Annotated in this window: 20 protein-coding genes; 5 read left to right on the top strand and 15 right to left on the bottom strand. The window is 69.4% G+C overall.

Annotated features, from left to right (window positions below; translation table 11 throughout):
- The first annotated feature begins 56 nt into the window (after positions 1 to 56).
- The gene (locus tag ACAM42_RS25205) at positions 57 to 1,310 is read left to right on the top strand and encodes an SMI1/KNR4 family protein (RefSeq protein ID WP_369629778.1); all 1,254 of its coding nucleotides are present in this window, start codon (positions 57 to 59) and stop codon (positions 1,308 to 1,310) included.
- A gap of 266 nt (positions 1,311 to 1,576) precedes the next feature.
- Here the strand turns inward: ACAM42_RS25205 and ACAM42_RS25210 are convergent, their stop codons facing one another.
- The 11 genes from ACAM42_RS25210 to ACAM42_RS25260 form a co-directional block, all read right to left on the bottom strand.
- Positions 1,577 to 2,761, bottom strand: coding sequence for an FAD-dependent monooxygenase (locus tag ACAM42_RS25210; RefSeq protein WP_369629779.1), 1,185 nt, complete (start codon positions 2,759 to 2,761; stop codon positions 1,577 to 1,579).
- A 5-nt stretch (positions 2,762 to 2,766) separates the two neighbouring features.
- Complete coding sequence (locus tag ACAM42_RS25215) at positions 2,767 to 3,069, bottom strand: DUF6587 family protein (protein WP_062477175.1); 303 nt, start codon at positions 3,067 to 3,069, stop codon at positions 2,767 to 2,769.
- Positions 3,070 to 3,096: 27 nt separating this feature from the next.
- A complete protein-coding gene (locus ACAM42_RS25220; RefSeq protein ID WP_139702463.1) occupies positions 3,097 to 4,992 on the bottom strand; it encodes a ferrous iron transporter B in 1,896 nt (631 codons plus the stop codon).
- Positions 4,985 to 5,284, bottom strand: a complete 300-nt coding sequence (locus ACAM42_RS25225; protein ID WP_070062301.1) for a FeoA family protein — start codon at positions 5,282 to 5,284, stop codon at positions 4,985 to 4,987. The genes ACAM42_RS25220 and ACAM42_RS25225 overlap by 8 nt, the downstream gene beginning before the upstream one ends.
- Positions 5,285 to 5,424: 140 nt before the next feature.
- The gene (efeO, locus tag ACAM42_RS25230) at positions 5,425 to 6,261 is read right to left on the bottom strand and encodes an iron uptake system protein EfeO (protein ID WP_082818180.1); all 837 of its coding nucleotides are present in this window, start codon (positions 6,259 to 6,261) and stop codon (positions 5,425 to 5,427) included.
- Between the two features lie 44 nt (positions 6,262 to 6,305).
- Positions 6,306 to 7,607, bottom strand: coding sequence for an iron uptake transporter deferrochelatase/peroxidase subunit (efeB, locus tag ACAM42_RS25235; RefSeq protein ID WP_369629780.1), 1,302 nt, complete (start codon positions 7,605 to 7,607; stop codon positions 6,306 to 6,308).
- A 22-nt stretch (positions 7,608 to 7,629) separates the two neighbouring features.
- On the bottom strand, positions 7,630 to 8,808 hold the full coding sequence (gene efeO / locus ACAM42_RS25240; protein ID WP_369629781.1) for an iron uptake system protein EfeO: 1,179 nt from the start codon (positions 8,806 to 8,808) through the stop codon (positions 7,630 to 7,632).
- 12 nt (positions 8,809 to 8,820) lie between these two features.
- The gene (gene efeU / locus ACAM42_RS25245) at positions 8,821 to 9,657 is read right to left on the bottom strand and encodes an iron uptake transporter permease EfeU (protein ID WP_369629782.1); all 837 of its coding nucleotides are present in this window, start codon (positions 9,655 to 9,657) and stop codon (positions 8,821 to 8,823) included.
- Between the two features lie 121 nt (positions 9,658 to 9,778).
- On the bottom strand, positions 9,779 to 10,240 hold the full coding sequence (locus ACAM42_RS25250) for a metallophosphoesterase (protein ID WP_369629783.1): 462 nt from the start codon (positions 10,238 to 10,240) through the stop codon (positions 9,779 to 9,781).
- A gap of 10 nt (positions 10,241 to 10,250) precedes the next feature.
- Positions 10,251 to 13,118: an aconitate hydratase gene (locus ACAM42_RS25255; RefSeq protein WP_369629784.1), complete on the bottom strand. Its 2,868-nt coding sequence runs from the start codon at positions 13,116 to 13,118 to the stop codon at positions 10,251 to 10,253.
- A 163-nt stretch (positions 13,119 to 13,281) separates the two neighbouring features.
- On the bottom strand, positions 13,282 to 13,695 hold the full coding sequence (locus ACAM42_RS25260; protein WP_369629785.1) for a hypothetical protein: 414 nt from the start codon (positions 13,693 to 13,695) through the stop codon (positions 13,282 to 13,284).
- 132 nt (positions 13,696 to 13,827) lie between these two features.
- Here ACAM42_RS25260 and ACAM42_RS25265 point away from each other — a divergent pair, with 132 nt between their 5' ends.
- Positions 13,828 to 14,682, top strand: coding sequence for a helix-turn-helix domain-containing protein (locus tag ACAM42_RS25265; RefSeq protein WP_369629786.1), 855 nt, complete (start codon positions 13,828 to 13,830; stop codon positions 14,680 to 14,682).
- Here ACAM42_RS25265 and ACAM42_RS25270 read toward each other — a convergent pair.
- The 4 genes from ACAM42_RS25270 to ACAM42_RS25285 all read right to left on the bottom strand — a co-directional run bounded on the left by ACAM42_RS25270 (position 14,588) and on the right by ACAM42_RS25285 (position 19,885).
- Entirely contained in the window at positions 14,588 to 16,846 is a 2,259-nt protein-coding gene (locus tag ACAM42_RS25270; RefSeq protein WP_369629787.1) for an acyl-CoA dehydrogenase, read from the bottom strand. The genes ACAM42_RS25265 and ACAM42_RS25270 overlap by 95 nt on opposite strands.
- A 122-nt stretch (positions 16,847 to 16,968) precedes the next feature.
- Complete coding sequence (locus ACAM42_RS25275; protein WP_369629788.1) at positions 16,969 to 17,559, bottom strand: hypothetical protein; 591 nt, start codon at positions 17,557 to 17,559, stop codon at positions 16,969 to 16,971.
- Between the two features lie 11 nt (positions 17,560 to 17,570).
- On the bottom strand, positions 17,571 to 18,737 hold the full coding sequence (locus ACAM42_RS25280; protein WP_369629789.1) for a DUF2827 domain-containing protein: 1,167 nt from the start codon (positions 18,735 to 18,737) through the stop codon (positions 17,571 to 17,573).
- Positions 18,734 to 19,885, bottom strand: coding sequence for a DUF2827 domain-containing protein (locus ACAM42_RS25285; protein ID WP_369629790.1), 1,152 nt, complete (start codon positions 19,883 to 19,885; stop codon positions 18,734 to 18,736). Before ACAM42_RS25285 ends, ACAM42_RS25280 begins: the two co-directional genes overlap by 4 nt.
- A 477-nt stretch (positions 19,886 to 20,362) precedes the next feature.
- On the opposite strand from ACAM42_RS25285, the gene ACAM42_RS25290 reads away from it, so the two are divergent.
- From ACAM42_RS25290 to ACAM42_RS25300, 3 genes are all read left to right on the top strand, one after another.
- Positions 20,363 to 20,578, top strand: coding sequence for a hypothetical protein (locus ACAM42_RS25290; RefSeq protein WP_308789329.1), 216 nt, complete (start codon positions 20,363 to 20,365; stop codon positions 20,576 to 20,578).
- 84 nt (positions 20,579 to 20,662) lie between these two features.
- Positions 20,663 to 21,013, top strand: coding sequence for a hypothetical protein (locus ACAM42_RS25295; RefSeq protein ID WP_369629791.1), 351 nt, complete (start codon positions 20,663 to 20,665; stop codon positions 21,011 to 21,013).
- A 15-nt stretch (positions 21,014 to 21,028) separates the two neighbouring features.
- On the top strand, positions 21,029 to 21,691 hold the full coding sequence (locus ACAM42_RS25300) for a hypothetical protein (RefSeq protein ID WP_369629792.1): 663 nt from the start codon (positions 21,029 to 21,031) through the stop codon (positions 21,689 to 21,691).
- The last annotated feature ends 1 nt before the right edge of the window (position 21,692 follow it).

Genomic DNA, 21,692 nt, shown 5'->3' on the forward strand with positions numbered 1-21,692 from the left:
AGGGTTGCTCCCTCGGCGCAAAGCGCTACATTTTGGAGAACACGGAGGCCGCTGCCATGAACAACAACACCTCGTTCTCTGCCGAAGAGCTCTCCACCCTGCGCGAACATGGCGTCGTGCTGTTCGCCGACCGCGTGATCTTCGACGCGCAACCGCCGATGCCGCAGCAGCAGATCGACGCGGTGCAAGCCCTGTGCGCCGGCCCGCTGCCCGAGGCGCTGGTCGCGCTGTGGCAGCACACGGCGGGCGGGCGCCTCGACTACGACCTGGCGTTGCCGATGAACGGCAATGTCGAGAGCGTCAGCTGGTCGGAGCTGTTCTGGGACGGCAGCGACGGCTACCGCGACCTGCAGGGCTGGATCGAACACGAGCAGGAACTCGCCGAGGAAGCGGCCGAAGACAACGGCACGCCCTGGAGCGGCAAGCTCACGCACCTGCCCTTCGGCGGCTTCGAGTACTGCGACCGCGTCTACGCGGTGGTCGAGCCCGGCGCCACGCACGGTCAGGTCATTGCGTGGAAGCAGGGCCTGCCGCCAGCCTGGACCCACGCGCTGCACGAAGACGGCCTGAGCCCCGTCGCGGCCGACCTGTATGGCGCCTTCGCGGCGCTGCATCTCGACGAAGACCCGCTGGCGCCGACGGGCGACTACTTCTCGGGGCAGGCGCTGCTCGCCTACCTCGACGATCGCCATGAAGGCTACGGACTGGACCTCGATCTGATGGACAAGCTGGTCACCTTCTATTGCCGCGCCATCGTCGACTGGCGCACCCCGCTGGCAGACGGCACGCTGCGCCATCACCCGGCGCTCGCACGCGCGGCGCTGCGCCACGCCATCGCGACCGACGACGCCGCGCTGGTCGCCGAACTCGCCGCCGCAGGCCTGAACTTCGAAGGGCCGCATGAAGGCAGTGCACTCGCCACCGACGTGGCCGTGGGACACAGCGCCTTCGCCGCCGCGGCAGCGCTGGTGCGCGCAGGCGCGCCGGTGGCATCCGACGTGCTGCGCAACATCGACGGTCAGATCTCGCCCGAACTCACGAGCGCCCTGCTGGACAACGGCGCCGAGCCGACCGTGGCGGCCATCGTGAAGTGCGCAGCCTGCGGTGCGCCCGCCAGCGCGCATCTGATCGCCGACGCCTGCGCGCAGATCGGCATCGACGTGCCACCGGCCTTCGTGGCGGATCGCGATGCGATGCTGGTCGAGCTGGAAACCACGCTGGCGCAGATGCGCGATGGGACGCACGGGCATTACCTGGGGCAGGAAGGCTTGGCCGAGCGCATCGAGCATCTGCAGACGTTCCGGCTCTGAGTTTTTTCAGGGCGACGCTCACGCCGACGGGGCACCTTGCTCCGCGAATGTCCCCCGGCCTGCGGCCTCCTCCTTGATTTCGCTGCGCAAGGCACCCCATCGACGTGAGCGTTGGGCAGTGCGGTCGTTGATCGGCCAGCACAACGACCGCGCCCATCGTGCCCAGGACACTGGGTGCTTCCCGCAGCGAAATCAAGGAGGAGGGGCGAAGCCCCGGGGGACATTCGCGGAGGGAAGTACCCGGTGGCCTGGGCACGCGCCCTGGATCAGCCGCCGTACAACCAGGGCTGATCGAGCAACCGGGAGCCCAGCAAGCGCATCGCCATGTCGCGCCCGAAGCGCACAGCACCCGTGGCATGAAAGATCTCGCCATTGCGACGCGCCCTCGCCTGCACCTGCGCATTGCGTTCCCAGCGCGCCTCGGCATAGCGCGCGAACGCAGCCGGCACCCCCAACGCCGAGGCATCGCCCAGGGCATCCGCCAATGCGATCGCATCCTCGATCGCCATGCCAGCGCCTTGCGCGAGGTACGGCACCATCGGGTGCGCAGCATCGCCCACCAGCGCCACGCGCTCGTGCGCCATGTCGCCAGGCCCGGCCACGGGCGCACGGTCGCTCAGCGTCCACGCACGCCAAGCAGGCATCGCGTCGAGCAATGACTGAAGGCTCGCACAGCTGCGCCCCATCGCCTGCTTCAGCGCCACAAGGCTGCTGGCCTGGTCCCAGTCGCGCGCATCACCAGCCGGTGCAGATTCGGCAATCACGACGACGTTGAGCGCATCCCCCGCGCGCACCGGGTACGCGACTGCATGCAAACGCGGCCCGAGCCACACATCGACGCGCGAACGGCGCAGCGCCGCAGGCAGGTCGGCCTGACGCACCAGCGCACGCCAGGCCGTGTGCCCGGTCACGCGCGGCGGCGCTTCGGCGGATGCGGATTCAAGCTGCGCCCGCACCAGGCTCCACAGGCCGTCGGCGCCCACGAGCGCCTCGCCCTCCCACGCACGCGCGTCGGTGCTCGAGACGCAGACTAGGTCGTCGCTGGTCTCGACCTGCCGGATGCGCGCGGCCGTGACCAGCGAGCCCGTGCCCTGCGCGCGCACGGCATCGAGCAGCAGCGTGTGCAGGTCGGCGCGGTGCACGCAGCAGTACGGCGCGCCGTAGCGCTGCTGCATGGCATCGCCCAGCGGCATGCGGGCCAGTTCGGCGCCGCTGCCGGCACTGTGGACCACCAACGCCTCGGGGCGCGCCGCGATAGCCGCGAGGCCGCGGCCGAGGTCGAGTTGGTGAAGGCGGCGGGTGGCGTTGGGGCCGAGTTGCACGCCGGCGCCGATTTCGCCGAAGTCGGCGGCCTGTTCGAAGACGTCGGCGCGGTGATGGGCGCGGGACAGCGCCAGCGCCGTGGCCAGCCCCCCGATCCCGCCCCCGGCGACGAGGATGTGCGCGGGCATCGGACTCAGCGTCCGGTGCTGGGCGTGGTGGAAGTCAGCGCGGGGCTGCTGTGGCTGTCGGCCGGATCGGCGCCAGCGGGTTTCTTGGGGGCACAGCTGCCGCAGCTGTCGCACGAGCCGCAGCCCGAGGTCTTGGCCAGCGAGGCGGCGAGCTGATCGGCACGGGCCTGATCGATGAGGCCCGCGCGCTGCGTGCCGGCCGCGAACTTGCGCGCGGCGCCACGGCGCCAGCCGGCAGGCATCCAGCGCCAGACCGCGTAGAGCGCGGCGGCCGCGACGATCAATCCGACGATCAGTTGCTGTGTCATGTCTTCTTCAACCCTTTCCCTGTTGTTTTACCCCGCGCCGACAGCGAGTGCAATGCGATAGGTCAAGAAGCATGCCACGTATGCCAGGGCGAATAAGTAGCCCGCCATGATCCACACGTATTTCCAGGAGCCGGTTTCGCGCTTGACGGCCGCCAGCGTCGAGATGCACTGCGGCGCGAACACGTACCAGACCAGCAGCGACAGCGCGGTCGCCAGCGACCAGCTGCCGGCGATGAGCGGCTCCAGCGCACTGGCCACGTCGTCGCCGGTGGCCGAGAGCGCATACACCGTGCCCAGCGCGCCCACCGCGACTTCGCGCGCGGCCATGCCCGGCACCAGCGCGATGGAGATCTGCCAGTTGAAGCCGATGGGCGCGAAGATGTGCTCCAGCCCGCGGCCGATCATGCCGGCCAGGCTGTATTGAATGGCGGGGCCGGTCGCGCCTTCGGGCGGCGACGGGAAGGTCGACAGGAACCACAGCAGGATCGTGAGCGTGAGGATGATCGTGCCCACGCGCTGGATGAAGATCCAGGCCCGCTCATAGAGGCCCAGCGCCAGGTTGCGCAGGTTCGGCCAGCGGTAGGCCGGAAGCTCCATCAGCAGCGGCGAGTGCCGCGTGCTATCGCGGAAACGCTTCATCACCCAGGCCACGGCCATTGCCGAGACGATGCCGAACACGTACAGCGCGAACAGCACCACGCCCTGAAGGTTGAAGATGCCGCCCACCTCGCGCGCCGGAATGAAGGCCGCGATGAGCAGCGCATACACCGGCAGCCGCGCCGAGCAGGTCATGAGCGGCGCGATCATGATGGTCGTGATGCGGTCGCGCCAGTTGCTGATGGTGCGCGTGGCCATCACGCCCGGAATGGCGCAGGCAAAGCTCGACAGCAGCGGAATGAACGAGCGGCCCGACAGCCCCACGGTGCCCATCAGGCGGTCGAGCAGGAAGGCCGCGCGCGGCAGGTAGCCGGAATCTTCGAGCGCGAGGATGAACAGGAACAGGATCAGGATCTGCGGCAGGAACACGATCACGCCGCCCACGCCCGCGATCACGCCGTCGACCAGCAGGCTCTGCAGCATGCCTTCGGGCATGTGCGTCTTGATGAGGTTGCCCAGCCCCTCGGTGCCGGCCTTGATGGCGTCCATCGGCACGTTGGCCCAGCTGAACACGGCCTGGAACATCAGGAACATGGTGACCGCCAGCACCAGCATGCCCCACACCGGGTGCATCACGACGCGGTCGATGCGGTCGCTGGTGTCCAGGCTGCCCACGGGCTCCTTCACGGCCAGGCCGAGGATGCGGCGCACCTCGCGCTGCGTGGCGAGCACGTCGTCCAGGCCGGGCGCCTTCCAGGGCTGGGGCGCCGCGGCGGCGACCGGTGCGTCGAGCGCCTCGAGCAGGTTCTTCGCGCCGCCGGTGTGGACACCCACGGTCTCGATCACCGGCACGCCGAGTTCGCGCGAGAGCACGGCGGTGTCGACCGCGATGCCCTGCTTCTTGGCCATGTCGGTCATGTTGAGCGCCACCACCATCGGCAGGCCGAGCTGGCGCGCTTCGAGCACCAGCCGCAGGTTCAGGCGCAGGTTCGTGGCGTCGGTCACGCACACGAGCAGGTCGGGCAGCGCTTCCTGCGCCTGGCCGGTGACGATGTCGCGCGTGACGGCCTCGTCGGCGCTCAGGGCGTTCAGGCTGTAGGCGCCCGGCAGGTCGAGCACGAACACGCGGCGGCCGGTCGGCGTGCGCAGCGTGCCTTCCTTGCGCTCGACGGTCACGCCGGCGTAGTTGGCCACCTTCTGGCGGCTGCCGGTCAGCAGGTTGAAGAGCGCGGTCTTGCCGCAGTTGGGGTTGCCCAGCAGCGCGATGCGCGCGGGCTGCGCGGTGGCGCCGAGACGGCCCGGCCCCTGGATGACGGCTTCAACCATGGTTCGCGGCCCCCGGTGTGACGTGGATCAGCGCGGCCTCGTGGCGGCGCAGCGCGAAGGTGGTGTGGCCCAGGCGCACGGCCAGCGGCTCGCGGCCCGGGGTGCCGGTGGCGACGATGCGCACGGCCTCGCCCGGCACGAAGCCGATTTCGGTCAGGCGCAGCACCAGCTCGCGGTCGTCCGCGCTGTCGGGGCGGGCCACGTCGAGCACGGTGGCCCACTGATGGGACGGAAGCTGGTCGAGGCTCAGCGCGGTGGTGGTCGGCGCTGCGCCGAGGTCGTTGTTTCGCACGGTGGAGGTGCGCCCCCCGGAAACCCCGGGGCGCGCCAGTAAGCAAAAGCCAGATGCTAGCAATTCTCACTCGCGAAAACCTGACCAACCCCAAAAAGTCCCGGGTCAGCCTGAAATGAGCGCGTCCCCCGGGGCCAGACTCAGTTCAATCCGAGCATCCCGCGCAATTTGGACAGGTCTTCGGCCAGCGTATTCACCCGGCCGGCCAGCATCTTGCGGTCGCGCTCGGTGAGCTTCGAATAGGTTTCGAAGCCGCCGTCGGCCGTGCGGTACTTGGCCAGCGTGTCGAACACCACCTTGAAGTTGGCGTCGGCCTTCTCGGCAAACGGCTTGTCCTGCTTCACGACCAGCGGGCGCAGCAGCTCGACGATCTTGTAGGCGCCCTCGAAGTTCGACTGGAAGTCCCACAGGTCGGTGTGGCTGTAGCGGTTTTCCTCGCCGGAGATCTTGGTGGCGGCCACCTCTTCCATCAGCACGGCGGCGCCGCCCACGACCTTCTCGGGCGGGAAGGTCAGCGCGCCCAGGCGCTTTTGCAGCTCGAGCACATCGGCCAGCAGCTTGTCGGCCACGGGGTTCAGGTCCTTGGTGCTCTTGAGCGTCCACAGGCTGTACTCGATGCGGTGGAAGCCGATGAAGGCCGGGTCTTTCTCGGCCTTCTCGTGGTCGTCCGCGCGCGAGTCGATCGACTGGTCGAGGTCGGTGAACAGCTCGGCCACGGGCTCCACGCGTTCGTAGCTGGTGCGCGTGGGCGCGTAGAGCTTCTTGGCCTTCTCGATGTCGCCGGCCTTCACGGCGGCGGTGAACACGCGCACGTCGGCCGCCAGCTTGCGCACGTTCTGCGTCACGTAGATCTTGTAGTCCGAGATCGGACCGACCAGCTCGAGCGGCGACACGGCGGCCTGCGCGCCCACGGCATAAAGGCCGGCAAAGCCTGCGACGAAAGCGGCGAGGAAGCGGCGGCGGAACTGCACAGTCATGGATCTCCTTGGATGCGATGCGGTGGTGATGAAAAAGGGAGCGATCAGGCGGCCAGCAGGCTGCGCCCGAGCCAGTCGTCGGTGCCCTGCACGCCGGGCAGCGTGAAGAAGAAGCCGCCGCCGATGGGCTTGATGTATTCCTCGAGCGGCTCGCCGTCCAGGCGCGTCTGCACGGCGACAAAGCCCTTCTCGAGGTCGGCCTGGTAGCAGATGAACAGCAGCCCCATTTCGAGCTGGCCCGACTTGGTGACGCCGTTCGAGTAGTTGAAGGGCCGGCGCAGCATCAGGTTGGCGTCCGAGGCCTTGGTGCGCGGGTTCGCCAGGCGGATGTGCGCGTCCATCGGCGTCGCCTTGCCTTCGGGGTCCTTCGTGTAGTCGGGCACGTCGTGCTCGGTCTTGCCGCCGTCCAGTGGCGCGCCGCTGGGTTTCAGGCGGCCCATGATGGCCTCCTGCTCCTGCAGCGGCGTGCGGTCCCAGCGCTCGACGAAGTTGCGGATGATGCGCACCGCCTGGTAGCTGCCGCCCACGGCCCAGGCCGGCTCGTCGCCGTTCGGCTGCACCCAGACGTGCTTGTTCATGAGCGTGTCGTCCGCGGAGTCGGGGTTGGCCGAGCCGTCGCGAAAACCGAGGAAATTGCGCGCGCTCTCCGCGGGCTGGCCCGCCACGGCCGGAATCGGCGGCACGGAGCCTTCCTGCTTCCAGTGCAGCACCAGCAGGTCGGGCGTGTTCTTGATGATGTCGCGCAGCGCGTGGATGTTGGTGTCGGGCGTGTTGGCGCAGAACTGGATCGACAGGTCGCCGTGGCACAGCGCGGCGTCGAGCGCGTCGTTCGGGTGGCGCTGCATCGGCTTCAGGCGCAGCGGCTTTTTCTTGTCGAGGCCGAAGCGCTCGTCGAACAGCGAGGCGCCGACCGACACCGTCACGGTGAGCCCGTCGGGCTGCACCACCGGGCCGAGGATGCCGGAGCCCGCGGGCGGCAGCTTGGGGTCGGGGTCGGTCTGCGGGCCGCCCTGCGTGAGAAAGGCGATGCGCTCGGTGAGCGTGCGCATCAGCCGCTCCAGGTCGGCGCGGTTCTCGGCCAGCACGTAGAACGAGGCGATCATGCCGGCCGTCGGGCGCGGCGTGACCACGCCCGCCTGGTGCTTGCCGCGGAAGGGCACGCGGTCTTGCGTGTGGGTGCTCTGCGGCGCGTCGGTGACCTGCGCGCCGGTGTCGGGCGGGCCCGGAATGGCCGCGCCGGCGCGCGCGCTGGCGGCGAGCCCGGCAAAGGCCACGCCCGCGGCGCCGAGCATGCGGCGGCGGTGCGGCGAGGCAGGAGCGGTGTCGTTCTTCTTCGTCGGTTCCATGGGGTCGTCGTTCTCTCTCAACTCATTCCAGACCGAGCGCGGCGTTCACCTTGCCCAGTTCCTCGGCCAGCGCACGCACGGGCACGGCCAGCGCCTGGCGCTGTGCGTCGTCCAGCGGCGCGGGCTGGAAGCCTTCGCCGGCGCGGTACGGCGCCAGCGCGGCGTCGAAGGCGGCAAAGCGCTCGTCCACGGCCTTCTGCTGCGCGGGCGCTGCCTTCACCAGCAGCGGCTGCAGCAGGTCGGCGATCTTCTTGGTGCCTTCATAGCTGCCCTGCAGGTTCACCAGCTCGGCGTGGCCGTAGTGGTCCTCGCCGCCGGCCGGCAGGTTGTCGGCCACGCGGCGCAGCAGCTTCGAGGCGGCGCTGGCGAGCCGCTCGGGCGGCACGCTCAGTTCGCGCAGGCGCGCCTGCAGCGTCTCGGTGTCGGCCAGCAGCTTCTCAAGGACCGGGGCCAGTGCTTTGGGATCGCCCTGGCCGTACAGCGCGTACTCGATGCGGTGGAAGCCGCTGAAGCCCGGGTCGGCCTCGCGCTTCTCGAAGTAGTCGGCGCGGGCGTTGATGCGCGCGTCGAGGTCGGCGAACAGCTCGGCCATCGGCTCGATGCGCTTGTAGGCCTGGTGGGCCGGCGCGTAGAGCGCGCGCGCCTGCGCCAGGTCGCCGGCCTTGACGGCATCGGCCAGCGCGCGCACCGCGTCGTCGAGCGTGGCGGCCTCCAGCCGCAGGAACACCTGGTACTCGGCCAGCGCGCCCACGTAGTTGACGAGCGAGGGCCGCGCCTCCTCGGCCAGCGAGGCCGCCGACGGCGTGACGTGCAGCTTGCCGCGCGGGTTGCTCAGCAGGCCGCAGGTGATGGCGAAATCGCCCGGCGAGAGCTTGACCGTCATGGTCTGCGAGAAGCCGGGCGCGATGTTCTCGCGCTCTTCGACCACCATCACGCCGTCGAGAATTTCCCACTCGAGCGCGCGGTTCGACTGGTTGACGATGGTGAAGGTCGTGCGGCCCGCGGGCACGGTGATCTCGTTCGGATCGCAGGCGTTGCCGCGGATCGTGACGGTGACGGCATGGTCGACCGCCTTGGGCGGCGCCTTGCGCGCCTGGTTCGAGGCGTACCAGAAGGCCGCGAGGCCGGCGACGACCAGCAGCGCCGAGGCGCCCACGGCGACGCGCATGAGCGTCGATGACGAAGAAGAGGAAGAAGACATCGGGGAAAAAAATCAGCCGGCAGTCGCCGTGCGCGGCGCCACAGCAACCGCCGGGCGCAGGAAGAAGAACAGGGCCACGGCCAGGAAGGCCAGGTAGACGATCACCTCGCCCACCACGGGCGCGGCCTGGTAGCCCAGCAGGCCCGACAGCACGGCGCCCACGGGGCTGTCCATCGGCAGGGTTTCGCTCATGTCGAACACCACGGTCTGCAGCTGGTTCCACACGCCGGCCTCGTGCAGCTTGCGCAGCACGCCCGCCAGCAGCCCGGCCGCGACCAGCAGGATGAACAGGCCCGTGAAGCGGAAGAAGCGGCGCAGGTCGAGCCGCACGCCGCCCGAGTAGATGCCCCAGCCGACCACCACCGACACGGCGATGCCCGCAAGCGCGCCCACGGGCGCTTCCCAGCCGGTGCTCTGCTGGAACACGGCCAGCAGGAAGAAGACCGACTCCAGCCCCTCGCGCGCGACCGCCAGGAACACCATGCCGATCAGCGCCCAGCCCTGCCCGTCGGCATGCTGCGCCAGCGCCTTGTCGATCGACGCGTGCAGCTCGCCCTTGATGGAGCGGGCCGCCTTGCGCATCCAGAACACCATCGTGGTCAGCATGACCACGGCGATGAGCCCCACCACGCCTTCGAACAGCTCCTGCTGCTTCTGCGGAAACTCGGCCGCCAGCAGTTGCAGGCCGGCGCCGGCAAAGAGCGACAGCGCGGTGGCCAGCAGCACGCCGACCCACACCGCGGGCATCAGCACGCCGCGACCGCTTTGTTTCAGGTAACTGGCAACGATGCCGACGATGAGCGCGGCTTCGATGCCTTCGCGCAGCATGATGAGAAAGGGAATGAGCATCTCAGAGCAGAAGAATGTCCTTTGAAAATGCCCCGATGTGGTGCATTTTTCAAAGAATGGCCCGAGGATACCCCATCAAATAAGATTTATTCTCAATTAGGGGTATTCGGCCCCGCCCCGCTCACAGGGGCAGTTCGACGATGCGCGCGCTGACCGTGTCGCCATCGACGATCAGCTCGGCCACGGCGATAGGCAGCTTGAATCGGCGCGGGCCGGCGCTGCCCGGGTTGACGTAGAGCACGCCGTCGCGTTCTTCGACCTTGGGTTTGTGCGAGTGGCCGGAGATCACGACACGCACGCCGGCACCGGCGGGGTCGATGTCGATCTGAGAAAGGTCGTGGATCGCGTAGACATGCACGTCGCCGACCTTCAGGAATGCCGTTTCTGGAATGGCCTCGGCCCAGGCCTCGCGGTCGTTGTTCCCGCGCACCACCGTCAGCGGCGCGATCGCGGCGAGTGCGTCGAGGATGCCGGCGTCGCCGATGTCCCCGCCGTGCACGATGAAGTCGCTGCCCTGCAAGGCCGCCACGGCCTGCGGACGCAGCAGGCCGTGGGTGTCGGAGATGAGCCCGACGCGGATCAAGCCCGACCCGTCAGGCCGCCAGCAGCTGCCGCAGCACGAACGGCAGGATGCCGCCGTGCTTGTAGTAGTCGACCTCGATCGGCGTGTCGATGCGCAGGCGCACCGTCACCTCCTGATGCGTGCCGTCGGCGCGATGCACGACCAGCTTCACGTCCATCTGCGGCTTGAGTTCGCCGCCGATCACGACGTCGATCTTTTCCTCACCCGTGAGGCCCAGCGTCTGCCACGAATCGGCGCCGCGGAACTGCAGCGGCAGCACGCCCATGCCGACCAGGTTGGCGCGGTGGATGCGCTCGAAGCTGCGCGCCACCACGGCCTTGATGCCCAGCAGCTGCGTGCCCTTGGCGGCCCAGTCGCGCGACGAGCCGGTGCCGTACTCCTCGCCGCCGAACACGATGGTGGGCGTGCCCGCTTCCATGTACTTCATGGCGGCGTCGTAGATGAACATCTTTTCGCCGCCCGGCTGGAACAGCGTGACGCCGCCCTCTTCCTGCGTGCCGTTGGCGTCCGGCGGAATCATCAGGTTCTTGATGCGCACGTTGGCGAAGGTGCCGCGCACCATCACGTCGTGGTTGCCGCGGCGCGAGCCGTAGCTGTTGAAGTCGGCCTTGGGCACGCCGTGCGCCTTGAGCCAGATGCCCGCGGGCGAGCTTTCCTTGATGGAGCCGGCCGGGGAGATGTGGTCGGTGGTGATCGAGTCGCCGAACAGCGCCATGACGCGCGCGCCCTGGATGCCGGCGTCCGACGCGTGCGGCTGCATCTGGAAGCCTTCGAAGAACGGCGGCTCGGCGATGTAGGTCGAGGTGGGCCAGTCGTACACCTGGCCGGTCGTGCCCTTGATGCTCGTCCAGAACTTGCCCGGATCGCTCTTGACCTTCTCGTAGTTCGCGCGGAACGATTTGGCGTTCATCGCGAAGCGCAGGTTGTCGTCGATCTCCTTCGGCGTGGGCCAGATGTCGCCCAGGTACACGTCCTTGCCGCCCTTGCCCTTGCCCACGGGCTGGGTCATGAGGTCGGTCATCACGTTGCCCGCGATGGCGAAGGCCACCACCAGCGGCGGCGAGGCCAGGAAGTTGGCCTTCAGGTTCGGGTGGATGCGCGCCTCGAAGTTGCGGTTGCCCGAGAGCACGGCCGCGCCGATGAGGTCGTTCTTGGTGATGGCTTCGTTGATCTCGGGCGTGAGGTCGCCGGCGTTGCCGATGCAGGTGGTGCAGCCGTAGCCCGCGAGGTAGAAGCCCAGCTTTTCGAGGTACGGCAGCAGGCCCGCCTTCTCCAGGTACTCGGTGACGATGCGCGAGCCCGGGGCCAGCGAGGTCTTGATGTGCGGCTGCACCTTCAGGCCCGCTTCCACCGCCTTCTTGGCCAGGATGCCGGCCGCCAGCATCACGCTCGGGTTGGAGGTGTTGGTGCACGAGGTGATGGCCGCAATGAGCACGTCGCCGTTGCCGATGGTGACGTCGCCCTTGGGCGCCGACGGCGCCGTGGCGCTGGTGTGGGCCGCGGCCTTGGTCGAGCGGTTGGCCACCATCTCGATGACCGGGCGCGGCGAGCCGGGCGGCGGCGGGGGCACCTCGGTGTCGCCGCTCTGGCCGTCGCGCGTCAGCGCGTAGCGCTGCTTGAGCTTGTCGGCCGGCTGGTTGAAGCCGTTGGCGTCGTTGGGCTTGCTGTACAGCTCGGCGAACTTGGTCGACAGGTCGCCCAGGTTGATGCGGTCCTGCGGGCGCTTGGGGCCGGCCAGGCTGGGCGAGACGGTGCCCAGGTCGAGCTTGACGACCTTGGTGTAGTCGATGTCGCCCGGCGCGGGCATGCCGAACAGGCCCTGCGCCTTGTAGTAGGCGGCGAAGCGCTCCACTTCTTCCTTGGTGCGGCCGGTGCCTTCGAAGTACGCCACGGTCATCTCGTCGACCGGGAAGAAGCCCATGGTGGCGCCGTACTCGGGCGCCATGTTGCCGATGGTGGCGCGGTCGGGCACGGCGATGGATGCGGCACCGGGGCCGAAGAACTCGACGAACTTGCCCACCACCTTTTCGGCGCGCAGGATCGAGGTGACGTACAGCACCAGGTCGGTGGCCGTGACGCCTTCGCGCAGCTTGCCGGTGAGCTCGAAGCCCACCACGTCGGGCGTGAGCATGTAGACCGGCTGGCCCAGCATGGCGGCCTCGGCCTCGATGCCGCCCACGCCCCAGCCGACCACGCCGATGCCGTTGATCATGGTGGTGTGGCTGTCGGTGCCCACCAGCGAGTCGGGGTAGTACACCGGCGTGTCGCTCTTGTCGGCCGGGCTCTTGTAGACGCCGCGCGCAAAGTACTCGAGGTTGACCTGGTGCACGATGCCGAAGCCCGGCGGCACGACGCCGAAGGTGTCGAAGGCCTGCATGCCCCACTTCATGAACTGGTAGCGCTCGTTGTTGCGCTGGAACTCCAGCTTCATGTTCAGGTCGAGCGCCTTGGGCGTGCCGTAGTAGTCGACCATCACCGAGTGGTCGACCACCAGGTCGACGGGCACCAGCGGCTCGATGGTCTTGGGCGACTTGTTCAGCTTGGCGGCCACGCTGCGCATGGCGGCCAGGTCGGCCAGCAGCGGCACGCCGGTGAAGTCCTGCAGCACCACGCGGGTGACGACAAAGGGAATTTCGTCGGTGCGCTCGGCGTTGGGCGCCCAGTGGGCCAGCTCTTCGACGTGCTTGGCCGACACCTTCTGGCCGTCGCAGTTGCGCAGCACCGACTCGAGCACGATGCGGATCGACACCGGCAGGCGCTCCACCGAGGGGTACTGCTTGGCCAGTTCCTTCAGCGACCAGTACTTGCCGGACTTGCCCGACGCGGTCTTGAAGGTCTTGAGGGTGGACGCAAACGCGTGCGCCGGGGCTTTGGCCATGAGAAGACTCCTGTGTGTTCGTGGAAGCCTCTCAAGGATAGCGAGGTTCAATGTCAGTGGCTGTAGTCGGTCTTCCTTGTCGGGCTCTTCCGGAACTATCGTTCTCATAGCGAAAACGCCCGCCGCACGGGGTGCGGCGGGCGCGGGGCGGACGGTCAGACGCTCAGGCCATCGCCATAACGGTAGCACCCCGGGTGCGGCGCAGCCCGGTCCATTGCAGCTCGGCCAGCACGACCACGCACAGCGCCTGCGCCAACACCCAGGCCGTGCCGAGCGCGGTGACCGCGAACACGCCGCTCACCAGCAGCGCCACGCAGGCCACGGCCCAGGCGAAGTTGCCGACGACCACGAGGCCGATCAGCGTGCGCGGCGGCGTGCGGCGGCTGGCCATGAAGGCGGCCGCCGCCGCATAGGCCAGCAGGAACACGCCGGTGCCCATGAGCAGCCAGGCCGGCAGGCCGGTCAGGTGGGCAAGGACGTCGGTGAACGCCACCTGCAGCGCGCCGGTCGCGGCGCACGAAGCGGCGTCGGCCCACATCACGTTCGACAGGAAGCGGGGGGAAGCGAAAACAGACATGTGGATCTCCTGGTTGGGTACGCTGCAGGCCAGTCCTGCTGCGTTGGGGTCGATGATTCCGCCGGGCGTGGATCGCGTCGATGACCTGGGAGGTCATGGCGCGGCGGCGCCGCCGCGCCAGAATGCGGCTCCATGAACACCCCCCGCACCCATTCGTCCAAGGCCGCCGCCGCCGGCCTTCCCGGCGCGCGCGACCCGTTCGGCACCCACCTGCGGCACTGGCGCACCCACCGCCGCCTGAGCCAGCTCGACCTGGCGCAGGAGGCCGAGGTCTCGACCCGCCACCTGAGCTACGTGGAAACCGGCCGCGCCGCGCCCAGCCGCGAAATGGTGCTGCGCCTGGCCGAGCGCCTGGACGTGCCGCTGCGCGAGCGCAACGCGCTGCTGGTGGCCGCCGGCTTCGCGCCCATGTACCGCCAGCGCTCGCTCGACGACCCGGCCATGGCCTCGGCGCGCCGCGCCATCGACCTCGTGCTGAAGGGCCACGAGCCCTTCCCCGCGCTGGCCGTGGACCGGCACTGGAACCTGGTGGCGCACAACGCGCTGGTGCCGCTGCTCATGGAAGGCTGCTCGGCCGAGCTGCTGAAGCCGCCGATCAACGTGCTGCGCCTGAGCCTGCACCCCGAGGGCGTGGCGCCGCGCATCGCGAACCTGGCGCAGTGGCGCACGCACCTGCTGGAGCGGCTGCAGCAGCAGATCGCCGCCACCGGCGACACCGTGCTGCAGGCGCTGCACGACGAGCTGGAGGGCTACCCGCCGCCGGCCGTGAGCCACGACGCGCCGCTGCTCGACACCGCGCTGTCGGCGGTGGCCGTGCCGTTCCAGGTGGTCATGCCGAGTGGCGTGCTGAGCTTCATCAGCACCATCACCATCTTCGGCACGCCGGTGGACGTCACGTTGCAGGAACTCGCGGTGGAGTCGTTCTTTCCGGCGGACGAGCAGACGGCGGCGGCGCTGACGGCATTGGCGGCGCAGCAGGCACGCTGAGGCCGGCGCTGCCGTCCGCGTTGCGCGCCGGCCCCTCGAAGTCGTCGACCTGGATGACCTTGTCGGCCGCCTGCAGGTAGGCCAGCGCCAGCGCGGGGTCGCTGGCCGATTGCGCCGCCTCGTCGAGCGAGCGCGTGCGGCGCAGCACCTTGTTGAGCGCGGCCGTCTCGTCGCCCAGCCGCGCACCGAGCGCCATCGCCTGCATCAGGTCGCGCAGGCCGCCCGGGCCGGGTTCCGACAGATCGGGCACGAGCCGCGCGACCACGTCCGGGCGCGTGCGCAGCAGCTCGGCCAATGCCATCAGCTGCACGTCGCGCAGCGGCGCCAGGTGCGCGGTGCGGCGCAGCACCAGCGCGCCCAGCAGGCGCCGCCCCGGCGTCGGCAGGTTGGCGTACAGGTCGCGCAGGATCTTGCCGGCCTCGTCCAGCTGCAGCCGGATCGCGGCCTGCGCAAAGGGCAGCAGCTCGGGCGCCGCATCGACGCGGTAGCGCCACACGCAGGCGCTCGCCAGGTACAGGTGGGCCAGCACGTCGCCCAGCCGCGCCGACAGCAGCTCCATGCGCTTGAGCTTGCCGCCGAGCAGCCCCATGGCGAGGTCGGCGGTGAGCGCGTACTTGGCGCTCATGCGCGCGATGAGCCGCGCTTCGCCCGCCAGCGTCTCGGGCGGATCGCCGAGCACCGGCGCGCCGAACAGGCTGTGCCACAGGTTGCGCGCCACATGCCTGCCGTGTGCGATGAGCGCCTGGCCGAGCGCGGTTTCGTCTTTCGCCTGCACCGCCGCCATCTCGTCGAGCACATGCGGGTGGCAGCGCACCGCGCCCTGTCCGAACACGATGAGCGCGCGCGTGAGGATGTTCGCGCCCTCCACCGTGATCGCGATCGGCGCCTGCCGGTACGCCACGCCGAGCAGGTTCGACGGGCCGGAGATGATCCCCTTGCCGCCGAGGATGTCCATGCCGTGGTTCACCGCGCGCCGCCCGGCCTCGGTGAGCTGCACCTTGAGGATCGCGCTGGCCACGCTGGGCCGCTCGCCCTTGTCGAGCGCGGCCGCCGTGAAGCGCCGCGCGGCATCGGTCGCGTACAGCTGCGCCGACATCTGCGCGACCAGCCCCGCCACTGCATGGAACTTGCCCACCGGCAGGCCGAACTGCTCGCGGATCTGGCCGTAGGCGTTGCTCACGTACAGCGCGGTCTGCTGCATCGCCGAACCCAGCGCGGGCAGCGAAATGGCGCGGCCCGCGGCCAGGCATTCCATCAGCATGCGCCAGCCCTGCCCCACCTGCGCTTCGCCGCCGATGACCCAGTCCATCGGCACGAACACCTGCCGGCCGTGGATCGGGCCGTTCATGAACGCGCTGTCCATCGGGCGGTGGCGCCGGCCGATCTCCATGCCCTCGTGCGGCACGGGAATCAGCGCGCAGGTGATGCCCAGTTCACGCTGGCCTTCGGGCCGGCTTTCGTCGATGGCATGGAACGCGAGGCCGACCACGGTGGCGACCGGCGCGAGCGTGATGTAGCGCTTGTCGAAATCGACCAGGAAGCCGCGCGTGCGCCGGCCCTGGAACTCGCGCTCGACGAGCACGCCGCGGTCAGGAATGGCGGCGGCGTCGGAGCCCGCGTAGGGCGAGGTCAGGCCGAAGCACGGCAGCTCGCGGCCGTCGGCCAGGCGCGGCAGGTAGTGGCCTTTCTGCGCGTCGGTGCCGTAGCGCAGCAGCAGCTCGGCCGGCCCGAGCGAATTGGGCACCATCACCGTGACGGCCGTTGCCACGTTGACGCTCGCGATGCGCGCCACCACGGTCGCGTGCGCGTAGTGGCCGAAGCCCAGGCCGCCGAAGACCTCGGGAATGATCATTCCGAAGAAGCGCTTCTCGCGCAGGAAGCGCCACACCTCGGGCGGCAGGTCGTGCGCCTGGTCGATGGCGTGGTCGTCGAGCATGCGGCACAACGCGGGCACCTCGTTCGCCAGGAAGGCTTCTTCGCGCGCGCTGAGCTGGTTGGGGCCGGCGGCCGTCAGCGCATCGAAATCGGGACGCCCCGCGAAGAGCTGGCCTTCGAACCCGACCGTGCCGGCCTCGAGCGCGGCGCGCTCGGTGTCGCCCAGCGGCGGCAGGGCCTTGGAGAAAGGCTGCATCGCCCATCGGCCGATCAGGGTCGCCAGTGGCATGGGGTCTCCTTGCGCCGCACCGGAGCGCGCGGCATGCGTCCATTCTTGGACGGCACCGGCCCGCACCGGGCCGGTCAAGGGCGTTCACGCGTGTCGGAGACGGGCTCGCGCGCCCCGCAGGCTCAGCGGCGCTTGGGGGCCTGCCCGGCCGGCGCGGCGGCCGGCACAGGTGCATTGGGATCGCGCCAGCCGTACTCGACGTAGCGGCGGATCACGAGGCAGCCCGGCGGCGAATCGATCAGCGAGACCGACGAGGTCGGCTCCTTGTCGTCGGTGTAGACCGTGTAGATCGGCAGCAGCGGCGTGCGCTTGTAGTTCTTCAGTTCCTGCTCGGCCACGCTGGCGCAGGTGAAGGGCGCGACCGAGATGCGCTCGGCCGCCACGGTGCAGGCGCCGCTGTCGTCGGGAATGGCGGTGATGGACGCGGCCACGCCCGCGTTCGGGTACTGGATGCCGACCAGCGAGAACACCGGGCCGGCGTCGGGGCGCTTGCGGTCCCAGTCGAGCAGCACGTCGTGTGCGCGGCTGCCCTGCACGGTGAGCGTGGCCAGCCGCGTGATGGCCGGCAGGCAGCGCTGCACGCCCACGCTGGCGGCGGCGCGCGTGAGCGTGTCCAGCGGCGCCGCGGGCGGGGCCAGCACGCCTTGCGCGAGCGCGCTGCCGGCCATCGCGAGCACACAGGCTGCAGCGGCGAATCGGGCCAGGGCGGTCATCGGTGTCGTCCTCACGCGTAGAGGCTCTCGATGGCCGCCGAGTAGAGGCGCACGTTCTCCTCGCCTTCCGGGTCGAGCCTGGCGATGAGGGCGCGTGCGCGCTCGCGGTAGGCCGGCAGGTTGGCGTCGTGCTCGGCGAAGGCGCGCCGCAGCGCCTGCCCGCCCTCCTCGCAGTCGAAGCCGTGGTAGCGGTAGCCGCAGTCGCCGATCAGGTGCGAGTTGTGGATGAGCGGCCAGCCGCCGTACAGCGCCTCGTAGTAGAGGTAGTTCTGCGCGTTCTCCCAGTGGTGCGCAAAGACCGCGTCGATCGCGCCCGGCAGCACCTGGTACAGCGGAAAGCGCCCCTCGAAGGTCGCCAAACCGTGCCGCACGAGATCGAGGCTCTGGGCGAAGGCGACGAAGTTCGGCTTGTCCTTCAGGTGGAAGCTGTTGTAGACCCACATCTTCTCGATGAGGCGCGGTTGCGCGCGGTGCGCCGACTCGCAGCCCAGCATCGGGATGAAGCTGGTCTTCACCATGCAGATGTTGGGCTCGAAGATGGCCACGCGCCACTGCTTGCGCCCCGGTTCGTAGACAAAGCGCTTGCCCTCGGCGCCGCGCGCCATCGCCTTCTCGACCACCATCGGGCTCCACAAGTGCGGCATGAGCTTGGTGGGCGCGCGGAAGGTGCTCGCGAAGTACGGCTTGCAGGAGGTTTCGTACTCGGGCAGCGTCCACACCTCGTCGTAGGGCGCGCCGCTGACCAGCATGCCGTGCGGCTTGTTGAAGGTCATGCGCTCGATGTCGATCACGTAGTCGTTGCCCACGCGCATCGAGACGATTTTTCCGCCGCGCTCGCGGAACGCCACCGACCAGTCGCGCCCGAGCTGCGCGCTCATCTCGATCATGAGGTCGAGCTCGTGCGCGGCGGTGGCCATGTCGATGATCGGCACCGGCGAATCGGCCAGGAAATTGGTGGCGTCGGCCGGCCCGCCGTCGCCGCCGCCGGCCACCAGCACCGTGCGCTCGACGCAGGGCGAGCGCAGCAGCAGCATCACGAGGAACAGGCAGTTCTGGTAGACGCCGTTCTCCCAGAGGCTCTGCTCGCCCTTGCGGATGAAGATGGAGACGCCGACTTTCAGCTTTGTAGGTGAAACGGCCGCGCGCGGGCCTGCGATGGGGTTCTGCGCCTCGCTCATACGGCCACCTTCGCGTTGCCGGCACGGAACGCCGGATCGCCGCCGACCAGGTTCAACAGCCGCTGCGCGTAGCCGTCGATGTTGGCGGGGTGCATCGGATCGATCGCGTCGAACACGCGCTGGCTGCGCGCGCGGTAGTCATCGAGTTGCGCGTCGTGGCCGCGCACGGCCACGGCCAGCTGTTCGGCACCGACGGCGATGTCGAAGTCGGGGTAGTAGTAGCCGGCGTCGCGCAGCCACGGCGAGTTGTGCACCAGCGGGTAGTTGCCGTACAGCGCGTCGAGGTAGCTGTAGTTCTGGTCGTTCTGCCACTGGTGCGACACCACCGCGTCGGCGTGCTGCACCATGAAGCCCGCGAAGTCGTGCCGTCCGTGGAAGGTGGCCTTGTGCTGGCACACGATGTCCAGCGAGTTGGCCAGGTAGAGCATCGTCGGATGGTCTTTCAGGTGCAGCGTGTTGAGCACGTGCATCGCCGCGACGTGCTCCGGGTTGGCGCGGTAGGCCCCGTCGCTGATCAGCATTGGGATGCTGCACGACTTCACGACCGAGATGTTGGGCTCGAAGATCGCGACCCGGAACCCCGGCTGCTGCGCCGTGCGCGGCTGGTAGCCGAAGCGGAAGCCCTGCGCCTGCACCTCGTCCACGCGCTGCGCCAGGAACTGCGGCGACCAGAGGTACGGCACCTCGTGCACCGGGCAGCGGTGCAGCGTGCGCATCATCGGCGCAAAGGCCGCGTCCTTGGGCAGCAGCCAGATCTCGTCGCAGCGGTCGGTGGCGCCGAAGTGCCCCTTGTCGGCAAAGACGATCGGCTCGGCCAGCGCCACGAAGGGCTGCCCCACGCCGTGGAAGGCCACGCGCCCGCCGCAGGCGCGGAAGTACGACAGCCACTGCACGTCGAGCGCGCCGGCCATTTCGATGACCACGTCGAGCGCGTCGGTCAGCTCGCGGGCGCGGCCCAGCGTGAGCCCCATGGCCGACAGGTCGACCTGCGGCGGCATCGCCTGCTGGTCGCCCGCGTCGATGAGCGTGACGGACTCGACGAATTCGATGCGTTGCAGCAGCCGGGCCAGGAACAGGACGTTCTGTCCCATTCCGTTTTCCCAGATGTTCTGCCCCGCGTGGGAGAGGACTGAAATACCGATGCGCATGGGCGAAGTGTGTACCAAAAAAACAATGGCTCCCGCGCGCAGGGCGCGGGAGCCACCGGACCGGGGGGCGTCGGCCTAGCGGCCTTTTACTTCCACTTCCAGCCGATGCCCGCGTTGACGCCCCACTCCTTGCCGGTGGAGCTCAGGCCCGCGCCCCAGGAGATCTTGCCGTCGTCCGACAGGGCCTTGAAGGTCAGCGCCACCGCGCTGTAGCCCTTGTACGAACCCATGCCGATGCCGATCGTCTTCTCGCCCGGGTACAGCGTGGGCAGGTAGGTGCCCGACATCGCGAAGGCCATCGCCGAGCCCGAGTAGGCGATGCGCGCCACGTCGCCCACCTGCTTTTGCACCTGCTGCAGCTGGCCCAGGTTGACCGCGTCGCCCGGCAGCACGCCCGGGGCCACGTTGCTGATGCGCGTGGGACCCGAAGTCTCGGTGCCCAGCGTGATCTGGTTGTAGTTCACCGACCCGTCGGGGTTGGTGGCGTACTGCACGCTGCTGGCCTTCGCAGCCGCCGAGACCGCCTTCAGCTGCGCCACGTTGGTCGCGTCGCTGTCGGCCGAGCCGGCTGCCACGCCCGTGATCTGGCGGAACTGGTTGTTGGCCGCATCGCCCACCGACACCGCCGCCTGCGTGCTGGTCGTGGCCTTGATGGCCGCTTCCTGCTGCGCATTCGCGCTGCCCGGCACGTAGCCAGCCACGCCCGCCGCCCGCGAGGCCACCGAGTTCGCACCCAGTGCCACGCCGCCGGTCTGCTGCACCACCGCGCCGAAGCCGATGGCCGTGCCCTGCGCGATGTTCTGCGCCTTGCTCAGCGGCGTGCCGCCGGCGTCCGCACCGTCACCCAGGGCCACGCCGCCGCCGCCGGCACGGGAGTTCGCGCCGATCGCCTGCGAGCCCGTGGCCAACGCCCCGGTGCCGATGGCGATGGCGTTGGTGCCCGTGGCCTGCGCCCCGAAGCCCACCGCCACCGCGCCGTCGGCCGTGGCCCGCGCGCCGTTGCCGGCCGCGAAGGAGTTGGCGCCGCTGGCTTCGGAACGCGGCCCGATCGCCACCGCTTCCGCACCGCTGGCCTTGGAGTCGGTGTTGGTCGAGTTGGCGTGGAAGTACTTGGTGCCTCCGTTGTAGATCGAGCTGACCGTCGTGCTCAGGCTGCCGATGCCGCTCATCGCCGTGCTCAGGCCGGTCGACGTCGAGGTCGACAGGCTGGAGAGGCCGCTGGCTGCGCCGCCCACGCTGGTGGACAGGCTGTCCAAGTTGCTGTTGGTGGTGCTCAGGCCGGTCGACAGGCTGTTGACGGTGCTGTTGGTCGTGCTCAACCCGGTGGACAGGCTGCTCACGTTGCTGTTCGTCGTGCTCAGGCCGGTCGACAGGCTGCCGACGGCGCTGTTGGTCGTGCTCAGACCGGTCGAGAGGCTGTCGACGCTGCTGCCCACCGTGCTCAGGCCGGTCGACAGGCTGTCGATGCGGCTGGCCGAGGTGCTCAGGCCGGTGGACACCGAGCTCGACAGGCTGTTCACGCTGCTCGTGACCGTGCTCAGGCCGGACGACGTGGAGGTCGAGAGGCTGTTCAGGTTGCTGTTCGTCGTGCTCAGGCCCGACGAGAGGCTGCCGACATTGCTGTTGGTCGTGCTCAGGCCGGTGGACAGGCTGTTGATGCCGCTGGTGGCGGTGCTCAGGCCGGTCGACAGGCTGCCGATGCTGCTGTTGGCGGTGCTCAGGCCGGTCGAGGTCGAGGACGACAGGCTGCCCAGGTTGCTGTTCGTCGTGCTCAGGCCCGTCGACAGGCTGAAGATGCCGCTGTAGG

This window comes from Variovorax sp. V35, from assembly GCF_041154465.1.
Taxonomy (GTDB): Bacteria; Pseudomonadota; Gammaproteobacteria; order Burkholderiales; family Burkholderiaceae_C; genus Variovorax; species Variovorax boronicumulans.

Bases quoted from the DNA above. Each gene is read 5' to 3' on its own strand.
- ACAM42_RS25275 (WP_369629788.1), bottom strand. From the start codon at position 17,559: ATGACCGCCCTGGCCCGATTCGCCGCTGCAGCCTGTGTGCTCGCGATG.
- ACAM42_RS25255 (WP_369629784.1), bottom strand. From the start codon at position 13,118: ATGGCCAAAGCCCCGGCGCACGCGTTTGCGTCCACCCTCAAGACCTTC.
- ACAM42_RS25205 (WP_369629778.1), top strand. From the start codon at position 57: ATGAACAACAACACCTCGTTCTCTGCCGAAGAGCTCTCCACCCTGCGC.
- ACAM42_RS25270 (WP_369629787.1), bottom strand. From the start codon at position 16,846: ATGCCACTGGCGACCCTGATCGGCCGATGGGCGATGCAGCCTTTCTCC.
- efeB (WP_369629780.1), bottom strand. From the start codon at position 7,607: ATGGAACCGACGAAGAAGAACGACACCGCTCCTGCCTCGCCGCACCGC.
- ACAM42_RS25220 (WP_139702463.1), bottom strand. From the start codon at position 4,992: ATGGTTGAAGCCGTCATCCAGGGGCCGGGCCGTCTCGGCGCCACCGCG.
- ACAM42_RS25285 (WP_369629790.1), bottom strand. From the start codon at position 19,885: ATGCGCATCGGTATTTCAGTCCTCTCCCACGCGGGGCAGAACATCTGG.
- ACAM42_RS25260 (WP_369629785.1), bottom strand. From the start codon at position 13,695: ATGTCTGTTTTCGCTTCCCCCCGCTTCCTGTCGAACGTGATGTGGGCC.
- ACAM42_RS25210 (WP_369629779.1), bottom strand. From the start codon at position 2,761: ATGCCCGCGCACATCCTCGTCGCCGGGGGCGGGATCGGGGGGCTGGCC.
- ACAM42_RS25265 (WP_369629786.1), top strand. From the start codon at position 13,828: ATGAACACCCCCCGCACCCATTCGTCCAAGGCCGCCGCCGCCGGCCTT.
- efeO (WP_082818180.1), bottom strand. From the start codon at position 6,261: ATGACTGTGCAGTTCCGCCGCCGCTTCCTCGCCGCTTTCGTCGCAGGC.
- ACAM42_RS25295 (WP_369629791.1), top strand. From the start codon at position 20,663: ATGGCCGTGCCCTGCGCGATGTTCTGCGCCTTGCTCAGCGGCGTGCCG.
- ACAM42_RS25215 (WP_062477175.1), bottom strand. From the start codon at position 3,069: ATGACACAGCAACTGATCGTCGGATTGATCGTCGCGGCCGCCGCGCTC.
- efeO (WP_369629781.1), bottom strand. From the start codon at position 8,808: ATGTCTTCTTCCTCTTCTTCGTCATCGACGCTCATGCGCGTCGCCGTG.
- ACAM42_RS25280 (WP_369629789.1), bottom strand. From the start codon at position 18,737: ATGAGCGAGGCGCAGAACCCCATCGCAGGCCCGCGCGCGGCCGTTTCA.
- efeU (WP_369629782.1), bottom strand. From the start codon at position 9,657: ATGCTCATTCCCTTTCTCATCATGCTGCGCGAAGGCATCGAAGCCGCG.